We start from the raw sequence: 14,074 nt of genomic DNA on the forward strand, positions 1-14,074 counted from the left end.
GGCGCTTGGAGGGCCCCTCATGGTCTACTTTGACAAATCGGGTCGGCGCATCACTCGTCCCCTCACCCGCCGTACCCCGCCGGCTGATCCCAACCTCGACGACGCCAAGACCCGATACATCCTCAAGGTTGCCGACGAGCACCCGAAGGCCACCGCCGACGAAGTGTACGTCGAGATCTACTATGGCCGGCACCGACATGACATCACCAAGGCCATGGTGCGTCGCGTCCTCGCCAACCGTCGACGCAAGTTCTCGCTGTGGCGGTTCAATCGATAGCAACGGACGGTGGGACGCAGAGCTATTTTCAGCTCATCAATGCTTCGCAACCAAACATCTTCACCGATCGCGTACCTTTGGATTGGGTACTTCACCCCGACCCCGGACCGGCACCCCACAGCGCCTTCGCCGGCAACTACCTGGGCAAACTCGAAACGGCAAGATCCGCTACCCGCCCAGGACTACCGCACCTCTCTGCGCACCGTCCTCAGCGCCGACACTGACGACGAACTCGGACTCCGCCGCGTGAGATATCGGCACGCGAACGAAAGGCATGCTCGCCGCTCGATCGAATCGATACCAACCCTCGGCAACAGGGCTGAATCCTGTCGCTGCCTCGTTGACATCCGACTCCATCCCGTTGATGTCGTTGCTCGGCCCACAGGTCGCTGAACTCGGGCCGGGCAGAGCCCAGGAGGCGCTGGCCGCCGTCGGTGCCGCCGACGAAGCCTTCGCGCACGCCGCGCCGGCGGAGGATCCGCCGTGGATGTGCTTCTACGACGGCGCCCAGCACCACGGCGACACCGCCCACGCGCTGTTCGACGTGGCCCTGCACACCAGACTCGTTACGGAGTCGGCCGACCGGTTCGCCTACTCGGTGGAGCACCACCTCCCGGCGTACCTGCGGTCCAGGGCGATTTCCCGGATCAAGCTGGCGTCCCTCACGATGGTGCAAGGTGACCCGCTGGAGGCTGTGACGATCGGCAACCTGGCCCTCGACGACGCCGGGCCGGTCCGGTCGCTGCGCGCCGCCGACGACCTGCGGGAGTTGCACCGGATGGCCGGGCCACACGGCAAGCTCACAGAAGTGCAGGAGCTGCGCGCCCGGATCCGGGAGACGGTCGGAGCCGTCGCATGACGGACCCGCAGGAAACGCTGCTGCTCGCCTGCCGGCAGGTCGGGGTCGACGTGACCGGCGCTGAGCTGATCCGGTCTGCGGAGAACGTCATCTACCGCCTGCCCGGCGGCGTTGTCGCCCGCGTCAGCCGCGACGGGCAGCTCGCCACCGCAGGCAAGGAAGTACGGGTGTCCCGCTGGCTCAACGAATCCGGGATACCGGCGGTCCGCGCGATCGAGGAGCTGCCGCAACCAGTCGCGGTCGACGGGCGAGCCGTCACCTTCTGGCACGAACTGCCGCCACATCGGGAAGGCAGCATCGGCCAGCTAGCCCAGGTGCTGCAACAGCTACACCGCCTGCGGCCCCCGGCAAGTCTCGAACTGCCGCCGCTGGCACCGTTCGTACGCCTGGAACAGCGCATCGCCGAGGCGACCGTGTTCGCAGCCGATGACCGCGCCTGGCTGCTCGATCACCTGCACGGCTTGCAGGCCAGCTACCGCGAGCTTCCTCCCGGCCTCCCCTACGGTGCCGTGCACGGCGATGCCTGGGCCGGCAACATCGTCGACACCGACGCCGGACCAGTCGTGCTCGACCTCGAACGATTCGCCTTCGGCCCACCCGAGTGGGACCTCGTCTCCGTCGCCGTCGACCACCTGACCTTCAGCGCCGAGTACGCGCCAGGCTGGACCAAGTTCTGTCGTCACTACGGCTACGACGTCACCGACTGGCCCGAGTGCTCGGTCCTCCGCGACGCCCGAGAGCTGCGCAAGGTCACGTTCGCTGCCCAACTCGCGCAAAACAACCCAGCCTTACGCGACCAGGCCCACTACCGCCTCGCCTGCATCCGAGGCGAGCACGGCAACCGTCCATGGGGCTGGGAGCCGGTCCCGTGATTCGAACCTTCCTCGACCAGAGGATGTACCCGGTCGCACGGAGAAGGACCAGCTCAACCTGGTGGTACCTCGCCGCGCGGCCGACCCGATCGGCCTTTGTTGACGGCTTGTCGGCGGCTGGCTCGCGGCTACGAACGCCACCTGGCGGTGTCGGAGGCGGTGATCCGGTGGGCGGCGATCAACTAGTAGTCCAGCCGAGGATCGTAGTAACGGCTCGGTAAGGGCCTGTCGACGTAGTGCTGGTTTTGGCTCGCGCCAGGTGACGGCGTCGGCGTATGGGCCAGAGGAGCGGGTCGCGGTGGCCGCAGGTGGATTACGTCAAAATGCGCAAGGCGCTGTTCGTGCCAAAGGCAGACATTCGGCTACTCCGCCAGCGCCGGAGCAGGTACAGCAGGCGAGTATCGACCGAGACTCAAATAGCCTTCTTCCGAGCAAACACAACGCTTTCCCGGAGGTACTCAGAGTGAGCAATCCGCCTCTTAGGGCGCCTCGCTACCTCAATATGAGTCACTTCAAGCCCAACAAGAACTGCCATTTGGGCGATGAGCAAATCTGCGGCGATCAGAACTTGCTCACCAGGCTTGCCGTGAAGTGAATTTCCCACAACACAGGCCATAACACCACCTGGTCGCAACACTTCGTGAACCTCCGATATCACTCGAAGCATATCGTCCACGTAGCCCATGACAAGCTGCCTGCGGTATTTTGTGTATCGATCACTATCCGGAATCGCCTCCAAGATGGGATCGAGAATCTTGTCGACCTCAGCCGCGAAAGGCTGCGCCTTGTATGCATATTCGTCAACCCATTTAAGGCTACCGTGACTCCTCAAAGTGCGGCGCCGCTGAGCAGCAAAGTCGCTGCTTGATCCCACTAGACCCAGAGCCCAAAGTTCTAGTTTATAGACCTCCGTGTAGTCGATGTTGTTTGGATAAGGAGGCGAAAAAAGAGCAAGGTCAATGCCGGCGAAAGAAGCACCTACCAAGCCGTCGCGAACATCGGCTAGTGTAATCTCCGCCTGCATGTCCACCGGCCCAGACGGAAGATCTTCTTCGATTCGTTGCGCGGTCGCCAGAAAAACTGCCGCTGGGTCTAGCGGCACCTTGCCGGGAGAAAACCTGAGAGTTCTACCATCACGACGCAGCCTACTGGCCGGCTCCACTGAACTCGCCAAGCATGTCGCCGCTAAGAGCTGTGTCGTAGGGTCGACTGACTCTGAGAGCTGGCGGCACGCTAAACGCAACTGCAGTAGTTGCTTGACGTTTGCAGCGGGGAAGTAAGCCTCCTTGGTGAAAGTAGAAAGCCCAATCCCTGCGGAACGCTCAAGGCTTTGGCTAGCGGTCGCAGCTACGACTGCCTTGGCAAATTCGATAAAACCCTCTGGCGGTCTCAACAAGGCTGCCATCTTGGCGGAGCCGAGAGTATGCAGGAATGGATTACACTCGACTCCGTAAAACCGAGCCGAAGTGAACACATCACCTTGCGTACCTTGCGCCAGCGACACGGCCGTTGTAGCAGAGCCAGTGAAAGGATCAAAAACCCGAAGGCCTTTCGCTCGCGTTGCTAATCCTTCATCCTTCACCACCCTTTCCAGCAAGCGGTGAGAAAATGCCTCTTTGAAGTGGAACCAGCGATGGACCGGCTGGGAACTATTGCCATTAGGAGTTACGAGAGTTCCGTAATCTCCCGTGTCACTAATGTTGATGCCGTCCTCGAGGTCTCGGTAATGCGCATCAAGTACGTCCGCGTGAGTCACAACGACCTGCTCTGCCAGGTAGGAGACTCAACGAAATCAACGCGGGCCTCAACGACAGTAACACTCCCGCTCACGAAGATGTGCCATGCAGCCGATGAATCGGAGGGCAAGAGCCCTTCACTGCCACATATACGCCTGCAAAGCACTGTCAACTCCGCTCCCTCTTCAAAGCCGACACACGCAGACCCACTCCTACTTGGAACCCCACAGCGGCAGTCGCTGTGGCGGATCGCCGCCGTGCCGGGCACCTCCCCACCCTCCGCTGAGCCGGACGCAGTCGGGCATCAGACACACGAGCCGAGGCCGTGATGGTATCGGTCCAGCCCGACAGTCCGACGCCACGGGTATGACACCCGCTGCTACCTGGGCATCTAGACCAGGTGACCCTCAACCTGCGACAGGACGCCTCAGATCGCCCCGGTCTAGCTCCGAGAGACAGGCTTCCCGCAGGAGGCATCCACCGATACCCTACGGCAACTGATGATGACTCTTAAGTGCAGGGGGCAGTGTGTCGTCGGGCCACAGGCGTCGGATCAACACGCCACACCTAGAGCGGATCCGGATCCACTCATTTAGCCTCTACCGCCTTCAACCGATAGTCGATGTCCGCGTGAACACGGGGGTCTTCTGTCTCGCCGGCGCCAACGGTTTGGGAAAGTCAAGTTTCTTGTCGGCTTTGGGATTTGGGTTTACAGGGACAGTCGCGCCACCCAGGCCCAGCTTGACGGAAATGCAGAAGTACTATCGGGACGGCGTCGCTTATGGCCAGAACTACTTCGCCGGCCGAATAGGAGAGCTGGACAGGAAAAACGCTGCCGTCACGCTGCACTTCAAACTTGCCGAGAGCCGGTACGTCATCAGTCGGGGATTCTTCGAACCTTATGCACTCCGCTACTTCGAGGTCCAAGATCTAGCCGGGAACGTAATCGTTAAACACGACCCCGAACTCGACGACGAGGATCGTCACGACCTGTATGTCAGCTCCTTAACAAAAGATTGCAGCTTACAAACCTTCGCACAGTTTGTATTCTTGAACCATTACCTGTTGACGTTCGACGAGCGCCGTCACCTTCTATTCTGGGACGCGCGGGCTAGCGAGCAAGTTCTTTATCTAGCGCTTGGCTTGGATTCATCGCTCGCGAAAAGGGCTGCCGATTTGCGCAAGGCAGCCAACGCTGCAGGATCCCTTGCACGTAATGCACAATACCAGGCAACGTCAACTCGGCAGCAACTTAAAAAATTCGCTGCGGCACTGGCCGGCTCAGATGAGGGCGCCAGCGCAGCGGTATTAAGCAGGTATCAAGAGTTGATCACGGCTCGCAGAGAAGCAAACGTTGAGCGGAATCGACTGCAGAAAGAACTCGAAGATGCGCGGCTTGAACTCTCTGCTGCGACTGCAACTCAACTAAGACTGCGACATGAATACGAAGAAGCTTTCCGGAGCCGGTTCGATACGCGCGCCTTTACCCGACTGCACCCGATCATCAGCCAGACTCTTGCTGACCACCGCTGCAGGGTTTGCGGCACGCAGCATGAGTCCGGACCGGAACGCGTTACCCAAGCACTAGCCAACAACGCCTGCCCGCTGTGTGAAAGCCAGCTGCCCCCGCCTGAACCCTCAGAGAGCTCAGCTGCCCTGCTCACACGGATCGACCAAGCTCTCATGGCGGCAACTACACATGCTAGTGCCGGCCAAAAAAGGGTAGAACGTTTGTCTAAAGAGTTGGAGGTGGCTCAAGCAGAGCTCACCAAGACTCAGCGCGAGATATCCACCGTTGAGGCTGAGCATTCGCTTGATCCCAGCTCTCTAGATAGCGGTCGCCAAGAAGAGACACAGGCGCAGATGGCGTCGCTTCGCACCGCGATCGAGGCAGCCCTGGTTCGGAAAGACGAACAACTGCAGCGCAGAGACCAGGCGCTCGCAGCCTACGAGCCCATACGAAATCAGCTACTGGCGGCATGGCGTGAGGCGGAGCTTGAGTTCGTTCCTCTCTTTCGCGACCTCGCCGAGGGGTTCATAGGACTACCACTCAACATCCAGCTTGACCAAGGGTCGGGCCCACTTGGAAATGTGCATCTTGCGTTAACCGTAGACACGTCATATCGTCGAGAAGCGACCCAACTCTCCGAGAGTCAAAGATTCTTTCTGGACATTGCACTACGGATGTCGCTGGCGCAGTTCATGACCGCCCCGGGACAATCAGCGACGATTTACGTCGACACACCCGAGGGGGCTCTAGACATTGCTTACGAGGCACGCGCCGGTGACATGCTTAGTGCATATGCGTCGGGCAACAACCAGTTAATTATGACTGCCAACGTGAACACGTCCCAGCTACTCCGGCGGCTAGCGAGACGGTGCAGAGCCAAGGGTATGCAACTTGTTCGAATGACGGAATGGACGACTCTTAGCGACGTTCAAGTCCAAGAGGAAGCACTTTTCGAAGAAGCCTACGACCTAATTGAAAGCGAACTAAGAAATACCAAGCAAAGCGGTGAATAAAATGAGCGAAAAGAGCGGCGAATTTCCTGTTGATAATGAGTTCGGCGGCTCCTCCGAAGATGAAGATGATGATGATTTCGCGGCAGACTACAACCCTCCTCTAGACATGCTCGTGGAGACATCCGGTGCAATCTTCGATGCACTCACTCTAGTTGGCCTCTTGGAGAGTGTGGAGAAGCCCAGCGAGTTTGAAATCCACACCTTCGCGTACTTGAGCTGCCTGCTTAACGTCTATGATGGACATCCAGCCTCCTCGTGGGGATATTCATTCAGTGCGGTTCCTCCCGCAGTCCCGTTCAGTTCCACCATTTCGTTGACTTTAGAAACTCTCTTGTCGATGGGCCTGCTCACACGATCGTACGATACGGCCCCGCCATCTACGGACAGCCCAACTGAGGCGACGGTCGGTTCCCACTCACCCATACGTCTTGAGCTGACCGACGCCGGGAAGAAAGAGCAGAAGTTCCTTTCTTCGCTTGAGACGATGCGCCGACGCGAAAAGTATTTGGAAGCCGCTAAATCAACCTCTCTGATCTATTCTGTTCCCGCCGTTGTCAACTCATTGGTCCACGAGCCCCAACTTTGGCAGGCAGCGAAGACGGTCGGGCCACGAAAACTCTTGGTAGCCATCTCATCTCGACCTCTATACGACCAGTTCGAGGCCCTCAAGGATGCACTTGGCCGAGATGCACATCATCTAAGTGTGCCAGCCACGGTATATGTCGGCTACTTAGAGGAAAGCGCTCGGGGCGATCTCAACCCCTCAGATCGAACGGAAGAGGCGGAAAAGCATCCATGACTAGGGAATTCGACCACAGTCGAGCCGTGGAGCGGATGAAGAAGCTGACTCAGCTCAGCTATTTAGCGGCCATCGAGCACCTCCGAGGTGACGGCGGAGTCGATGCTCTTCTTGAATTGTTGGAGCGGGCGAAGCAGGTCTGGCAGCATGTGCCCTTTGAAATGATGACTCAAGGGCTACTTTTGCATCTTCCCCTCGCCGACAGCCAAATTCTTGAGCGCCCAGGCGGAATGCTTGTGGACGATCCAAGCGAACTCGCAGGTTACAAGATAGACGGGATGACTCTTAGCTCCACGCCCGATGGCCGACTAAAATTTTGGCCGGGAATTGAGGAAGGTTTCGATCCTCTGAAATCGTCCGGCCTTTTCTATCGATATGTGCATGGAGGGCGAGGGAAAGAAGAACTGTTCCTAGACGGCAATAGCTGGACTGTTCCTGATATCGGCTGGCCGTGCTCGTTGGGAGTTCCGACCTACTTGCGTCTAGAAGCGTGCCTCACTCGATACGTCAAGCTGACTCGGCGGCCCGATTACTGCGCGCATATCGCAAAGAGCTGGCGGGATGCAAAGCGTATAGGTTTCCTGCCGAAACCAGAGCAACACCTTCGACGGTCACTTCATCTTGCTTTGCATTATGCACTTGAGGGTGCCGTGGTGCGCCAAGAGCAGCGTCAAGACGAGAGCAAACCAGTAGACATAGAAGTCAATTGGTTGGATATGCGCAGCGGAGCCATCATCGAAGTCAAATGGATGGGACGTTCTGCGGCAGAAGATGCCACGGAGTGGGGTACGTCTTATGATCACAAGCGGGCACGTGAGGGACTAGCTCAAGTCTGTGATTACCTGGATCGCAGGCGTGGTGCCACACCAAACATGCCGGTAATGGGTTACATCTTCGTGTTTGACGCACTGCGTCACAACGTTAAAGTGACGACCGAGTCCGTAACGCGCGACGAAGGTCTTCACTTTCAGTTCGAAGACGTTGTATATCAGCCAGAACTGCTAGCGCGGCCTGATGTTGGGCGTCCATTCCGATGCTTCTTGGAGCCCGTAATCGACTAGCGTCCAGCACCGACCCGGACGGCGACTCCCGCAGATAGACCAGGGCGTCGTCATCGACGTACACCCAACGCAGCCCGCCGTGCCGCAGCTCCGACACCTCCCGACGCAACGCCACCAACGCCCGATACACCCCGAACGTCACACCGTCCCACGAACCCGGCCGATCCCACGGCATCGGCGTCCGCGAACCCTCCCCGTTCTCCCCCCGCAACCCCAACTCATCCCCCGCGTACACCATCGGCGTCCCCGGCAGGTTGAACTGCAACCCGGCCGCCACCTCCTGCCGGGCCGCGTCCCCGACCACCGTGCGGATCCGGGCCGAATCATGCGACCCGAGCAGCTGCCACGAATGCATCAACGACCGCCACGACACCAACGCCCCGAACGCCCGCATCGTCGCCAACGCCGCCGGCCCCGACCGGGCCGGGCCGGCACACCCTGCGGCTCGGTGGACGTGGCTTCTGCGGAGCCTGCCGCCGTCGGTCGCGCCGGCTTCCAGCGGTGACTGGCCGCGCTCCCGCACCACTGGAAGGGATGCTTCCCGTTGCGGGAACCATCCCCTGCCTCCCCTCTTGACATTCCGTCGTTGACGTATTCCCTGGCAGGGTCAGGAATTGCTCGACGCAGATGGTTGAAGGCGGCATTCACCAGGTGGGATACTGTCCAAAATCGATTACCGCCACAGGCAGTTCGCGCCACCACGCATCGATCGTGCGCCACACTTCGGGGGTGTCATGCAGAACCATCCGCTCACCGCAGCACGCGAACGCCTGGGCCTGACCCGCCGGCAACTCGCCGACGCAGTCAACAAGATCCTCTACCCCGACCCCGGACAAGCAGCCCACAGCGCCTTCACCGCCAACTACCTGGGCAAACTCGAAAACGGCAAGATCCGCTACCCCGCCGAGGACTACCGCACCGCCCTGCGCATCGCCCTCAACGCCGACACCGACGACGAACTCGGATTCCGCCCAGCACGCGAGCTGAGGACCACAGTCGCCCTGGTCCAAAGGGCCTACCCGCGACCGGCGGGACCGGAGACCGACCCGACCGGCGGACTCCCGGAGGACGATATGCGACCCGAGCAGCTGCCAGATCACCCGTCGGCCGGAGAACCGGATGCGAACCGCCGCGCCCTGCTCCGGGGAATCGCGGCGGTCGCCGCCTCGGCCGGTCTACTCGGAGGCTCCGCTGAGGACGGTTCGCGTCGACTCGGCCACGGTGACGTTGACCGGCTCGACGCCGTGATTGCCCTCTACCGGTCCATCGACTACGAGCGCGGCGGCGGCGCGCTCCACCGCGATGTCGCGCAGCTGGCCGACTCCGCATCAGCCCTGCTGGACCAGCCGCACCCAACGACGCTCGGCCCACGGCTGCTGCGGTCGGTAGCGGCAGCGCGCCAACTGGCTGGCTGGACCGCGTTTGACGCCTGCCTGCATCTCGACGCGCAGCGGCACTTCCTCTTGGCCGAGCGGCTGGCCGTCGCCGCCAACGACGTACTGCTTACTGCACGGGTGCGCTACTGCCAGGCCCGCCAGTTCCAGCACCTGCGGCACAACAAGGATGCGCTGGAGACGCTTCGGCTAGCCCGCGACGAGGTAGGCCGGCGGGTCACGCCGGCTGTCAGCGCAATGCTCCACGGAGCCGAGGCCGCCTCCCTGGCCGCCCTCGGCGACGGGCCGTCGGCAACACGCGCCCTTGAAGCAGCCACGGACGAGTTCGACCGCATCAACCCGGACAACGAGCCAGACTGGATGCGCTTCTACGACCGCGGCGAACTCCTCGCCCAGTACGGGCGGGTCTACCGCGACCTCGCCCGCAAGGACAACAGCAACCGGTACGGCGAGGCCGCCACCCGCACCGTCGCTCAAGCGATCGACACCTTCGGGTCGCAGAACGTCCGCAGCAGCGCGCTCAACGGCGTCAGCCTGTGCAGCTCACTGTTCCTGGCCGACGAACCCGAGCAGGCAGTCACCGTCGGCGCCCGCGTCATCGAACAAGCCCGGCAGCTCAGCTCGCCCCGCATCCTGGACCGCATCCACAACCTGCCACGGGACCTCAAGCGCCACGAACGCCTGTCCACCGTCGCCGACTTCTCCCTCACCGTAGCTGCGGTAGGCGTAGGCAGCTGATGACCGGATCGGCCGGACGGTTCACCGAGCAGGCGATGAGAGCAGCGATGCACCAGATCGCCGCCCGACTCGGCGTCGCTGCCGGCGACGCCCAACAGCTACGGATGACCAACAACGCCGTGTACGCACTCCCCTCAGCCGGCCTCGTCATCCGCATCGCCCGATCCCACGCCCTGCACGACCGAGCGCTGAAGGTCGCCCGCCTGGCAACTTGGTTCGCAGCGGTCAACGCCCCCACCATCCGCCTCGCCCCCGACATCGAGCAACCGGTACGGGCCGACGGCCTCTCCGCAACCGTGTGGTGGCTCGTCGCTCCCACGCCGCGACCGCCGACCGTCGAGGAACTTGGTCAGGTACTCCGCGAGTTCCACTCCCTGGGCTTGCCACAGTTCCCGCTGCCCGAGTGGGACCCGGTCGGCGACGTCCGTACCCGTCTCACCGACGCGGAAGCGCTGAACGCCGACGACCGAGACTTCTTGCTGGAATGGTGCGACCGGCTCGCACCACGCATCGCGGATCTGAACGCCCAGGCTCGCGGCCTGGTCCACGCCGACGCGCACGTCGGCAACCTGCTCCGCGAAGCCGACGGCCGCGTAGTCCTCTGCGACTTCGACCCGACCTGCATCGGCCCATGGCAGGTCGACCTGGCCGCCGTCGCCGTCGGCGAGATCCGCTTCGGCCGGGCCGGCGCACACCAGGCCCTCACTTCGGCGTACGGCTACGACGTCACAACCGACCCCGCCTGGCCGACCCTCCGAGAAGCCCGCGAACTGAAGATGATCGCCGCCGCCGTCCCGCTGCTCGCCAGCACTCCCGGCATAGCCGACGAGTTCGCCGTCCGCCTGACCTCCGCCCGCGACAAAGACGACACCGTACGCTGGAGCCCCTTCGCCGACCTGGGCCGTCGACTTACCTAAAGCTATACACGCATGTTGGTTATGTTCACTTCAATTGGGAAGCGCCTCGCCGAGCACGACGGTAAGCGCGTCGTCGGTAGGAATTGGAGCAGAATGCCCGGTCGCTACGGCTGCGCGGAGGCAGGGGCCGCCCGCACCCCCAGCGCACATAGAGCTTCGGCAACTGTTCTAGGCGGAAGGGAACTCGGTACCCCCGCCTGACTGCCTGCGCCAGCTTCGCGGGTGTGACTGGAGCCGTAAGACCCAAGGCAATCGCGTAGATTATACTGGGGTGGAGACGATCGACTCAACCCAGTGCTGACGCTGCCAAGTTGGTCATCAGACCTGCTTCGACAGACATAACAACGGTGACAAGCGTTGCTACCATCCGGCTCACCTTGCTCTCAGGACTCATTGCCATTACTGACACTGAGACAAGAGTTGAGATGCAAGCCAAACTAAGGAAAATCAGCACCACGGCCCAGTGACTCAGCACCGGGTTCAACCGACCGGCTCCGTGATCAAGGCTACCATGTCCGACACATGCCGTCTCCTCCGTTCGGCTCGTTAGACGTCGAGGCGGCCTTTACGCTCGCTCACACTGCCCTTGAGTCGGTGATGGGTGGGCAGCGTGCGCCTCGTGCGGGCAGGCTACCGGCGTGCCGCTTGAATCCCTGACCGCCGTCGGCCTCCGGGCGTAGTGGTGGTGCGCCGCCGTACAGGTTGTCCAGTGCCGGTGCAGCAGCGTCCGGCGGAGGCCACCAGACCGGACGGGCGCACCGGAGCACCCGACGCCCGCCGGCCCAACGCCAACACAGACCCGGACGGCGACTCCCGCAGATAGACCAGGGCGTCGTCATCGACGTACACCCAACGCAGCCCGCCGTGCCGCAGCTCCGACACCTCCCGACGCAACGCCACCAACGCCCGATACACCCCCAACGTCGCCCCATCCCACGAACCCGGCCATCCCACGGCAACGGCGTACGCGAACCCTCCCCGTTCTCCCCCCGCAACCCGATCTCGTCCCCGACGAGAGGGCGCGCGTCCACTACGTTGCACTGTTCTGCCGATGTGAAGATGCCGACGATTCAGGCAATCGACTCCAATATATTGCGTTTCGGATCCTCCTGACTGCAACCATGCGGCGACCCGTTCACGCCCCGCAATCATGTAGGCGGGGGCCAGTAGAAGTCGCAGCCGAGCAAGTCTACGGAAGGCTTCGGTGGTATGGTCTCCCCGTGCGAGAGATCTACGCCTGCCAGCTCGATCTTCTTACTGGACCGACGCCAGCGGTCGAAGCGTTCATTCGAGCAGAGGCTCTTGTGCGAGAGTGGGTAGCGCGGGGCAGCGGAGTCTCCGCGAGCGACTTGTCGAAGGACGGCCAATCGGAAAGCGCAGACAGCATCGTCGATGTTGAGCGCATCGAAGAGGACTCCGACGGCGCCGGCGATGGCTGGGCCTGCGACTGGCGTCGGAATTCGGAGCGCGACCAGACTCTCCAGTGGCGCACTCAAGCGGCCCTGAGCAGGGTGGGGGAACGCGCTCTTCGCTTCACCGTGCGGATCGGCTTAGAGCGGTCGGGAAGCGAGTTTCTGTTTCGGCAGCCTCAATACGAATTCAGGAGTCCTACAATCGTCCGCACGCTAGCCAGGGAATTTGAGTGCGTGGACGCGGGGCAGGTGCTTCAACCGGAACCGATTAGATTTCTGGCAAACGAGGCTCGCGACCTTGTGGACCTTCTCCGAGATAAAAGACGGCGTCTACCGGTGGTTGTGGTTACGACCTATCCGCCAACAGGCAAACCTCTCGCTGAGTCGGATGAGCTCGCTAGACAACTCGCTGGCATTGCACATGTTGCAGTTCTTGAGACCCACCTGGCAGCACTCGCCTTCAGCGATCTTGTGGGCCGCGATTTGTCGGTCTGGCACGGAGGCGTGCGGTTGTACTGGCCCGGGTTTGAGCCAGGCGATAATCCTCGCAAGTATCGCTACTGGCCTGCACGCGTACTGCAAGAGCAGCCAGACTCTCTCGTAGCTCAGCTGAACCGGTGGCTCGGGAGTCAGGCAGCGTTAAGCGCACCAGAACATCCAGCTACGCTGAGAGCTAGACAACAGCGCCGCCAACGATTGGCGGACAGCGGTGAGGAGCTGCCAGCATGGGTTACGGAGTACGTCCAGGAAGTAGAACGTGAACTGGATACCCTCAAACGTGACAACGAGCTGCTCAATGCGGAGCTAGGAGACGCTCAGCAGAACTACGAACAGGCGAACAGTGAACTCGTAGCGGTAAGGCAAGAGTTCAGCAACCTCGCTAGGCTATATGGGCAGCCTTCCGACTCCGGCGAGATCGACTGGACGTCCGTCACGGTGCTTGAAGCATATGAGGAGGCAAAGGAAAGATCCGGACCTCGTGTCATCTTCCTACCTAATGCCGACAGGTCCGTTAGTGGTTTTCTTACATACAGAAACCCACGCCGGCTCTTTGATTCACTAATGGCCATATGTGATGCAGCTGATGCGTGGCAGTCAGGAGCCCTGGGTGCCGGGTTTGGCGATTATTTCGCAAGCCGTGGATATGAGTACAGCGCACGCAACCCTGCAGCGTCTGCCAGAGCGACTAGGAACAGTTATCGCGTACCCTATGAGGGAAATACTGTTACGCTCGAACCACATCTTAAGGTCGACCAGGCGACCAGTCCGGACCAGTGCCTACGCATATACTGGCACATAGATGACGTCAATAAGCTACTTGTGATTGGCCACGTGGGACGCCATCTGCCCGACTAACCTCGCCGCCGAGAAGCTAACGCCCGGGCATCGCCGGTTGCCGGTTGGCCCATAGGGCGGTCACACGGCCATGGGCGGACCCGGCGCACTCTCATGCCGCTGGTTGAGTGCGCAGGAGTTCGACCTCGCG

At 61.4% G+C, this 14,074-nt stretch carries 10 protein-coding genes and 1 pseudogene; 9 read left to right on the forward strand and 2 right to left on the reverse strand.

Annotation, left to right across the window (positions count from 1 at the left end; all coding sequences use genetic code 11):
* Positions 1 to 19: 19 nt before the first annotated feature.
* The 3 genes from ACN27J_RS14820 (at position 20) to ACN27J_RS14830 (ending at position 2,008) form a co-directional block, all read left to right on the forward strand.
* Positions 20 to 277: a hypothetical protein gene (locus tag ACN27J_RS14820; protein WP_421366839.1), complete on the forward strand. Its 258-nt coding sequence runs from the start codon at positions 20 to 22 to the stop codon at positions 275 to 277.
* Between the two features lie 340 nt (positions 278 to 617).
* Complete coding sequence (locus ACN27J_RS14825) at positions 618 to 1,136, forward strand: hypothetical protein (protein ID WP_421366840.1); 519 nt, start codon at positions 618 to 620, stop codon at positions 1,134 to 1,136.
* Positions 1,133 to 2,008, forward strand: a complete 876-nt coding sequence (locus ACN27J_RS14830; RefSeq protein WP_421366841.1) for a phosphotransferase enzyme family protein — start codon at positions 1,133 to 1,135, stop codon at positions 2,006 to 2,008. Before ACN27J_RS14825 ends, ACN27J_RS14830 begins: the two co-directional genes overlap by 4 nt.
* A 412-nt stretch (positions 2,009 to 2,420) precedes the next feature.
* Here ACN27J_RS14830 and ACN27J_RS14835 read toward each other — a convergent pair whose 3' ends face one another.
* Entirely contained in the window at positions 2,421 to 3,764 is a 1,344-nt protein-coding gene (locus ACN27J_RS14835) for a hypothetical protein (protein WP_421366842.1), read from the reverse strand.
* A gap of 508 nt (positions 3,765 to 4,272) precedes the next feature.
* On the opposite strand from ACN27J_RS14835, the gene ACN27J_RS14840 reads away from it, so the two are divergent.
* The 3 genes from ACN27J_RS14840 to ACN27J_RS14850 are packed head-to-tail and all read left to right on the forward strand — an operon-like array spanning position 4,273 to position 8,127.
* Positions 4,273 to 6,267, forward strand: coding sequence for an AAA family ATPase (locus ACN27J_RS14840; RefSeq protein ID WP_421366843.1), 1,995 nt, complete (start codon positions 4,273 to 4,275; stop codon positions 6,265 to 6,267).
* 1 nt (position 6,268) lies between these two features.
* Entirely contained in the window at positions 6,269 to 7,066 is a 798-nt protein-coding gene (locus tag ACN27J_RS14845; protein ID WP_421366844.1) for a hypothetical protein, read from the forward strand.
* A gap of 26 nt (positions 7,067 to 7,092) precedes the next feature.
* Positions 7,093 to 8,127 (forward strand): hypothetical protein, encoded by a 1,035-nt coding sequence (locus ACN27J_RS14850; RefSeq protein ID WP_421366845.1) that lies wholly within the window; start codon positions 7,093 to 7,095, stop codon positions 8,125 to 8,127.
* A gap of 208 nt (positions 8,128 to 8,335) precedes the next feature.
* Here the strand turns inward: ACN27J_RS14850 and ACN27J_RS14855 are convergent.
* Positions 8,336 to 8,521 (reverse strand): annotated as a pseudogene (locus ACN27J_RS14855) (alpha-amylase family glycosyl hydrolase); the annotation flags it as partial.
* 382 nt (positions 8,522 to 8,903) lie between these two features.
* On the opposite strand from ACN27J_RS14855, the gene ACN27J_RS14860 reads away from it, so the two are divergent.
* The 3 genes from ACN27J_RS14860 (at position 8,904) to ACN27J_RS14870 (ending at position 13,944) form a co-directional block, all read left to right on the forward strand.
* The gene (locus ACN27J_RS14860; protein ID WP_421372238.1) at positions 8,904 to 10,259 is read left to right on the forward strand and encodes a hypothetical protein; all 1,356 of its coding nucleotides are present in this window, start codon (positions 8,904 to 8,906) and stop codon (positions 10,257 to 10,259) included.
* Positions 10,259 to 11,176: an aminoglycoside phosphotransferase family protein gene (locus ACN27J_RS14865; RefSeq protein WP_421366846.1), complete on the forward strand. Its 918-nt coding sequence runs from the start codon at positions 10,259 to 10,261 to the stop codon at positions 11,174 to 11,176. The genes ACN27J_RS14860 and ACN27J_RS14865 overlap by 1 nt, the downstream gene beginning before the upstream one ends.
* Positions 11,177 to 12,396: 1,220 nt before the next feature.
* Positions 12,397 to 13,944 carry a hypothetical protein gene (locus ACN27J_RS14870; protein WP_421366848.1) on the forward strand — a complete coding sequence of 516 codons (1,548 nt, stop codon included), beginning with the start codon at positions 12,397 to 12,399 and terminating at the stop codon, positions 13,942 to 13,944.
* The last annotated feature ends 130 nt before the right edge of the window (positions 13,945 to 14,074 follow it).

Origin of the sequence: Solwaraspora sp. WMMB762, assembly GCF_049179115.1 — a bacterium.
Lineage (GTDB): Bacteria > Actinomycetota > Actinomycetes > Mycobacteriales > Micromonosporaceae > Micromonospora_E.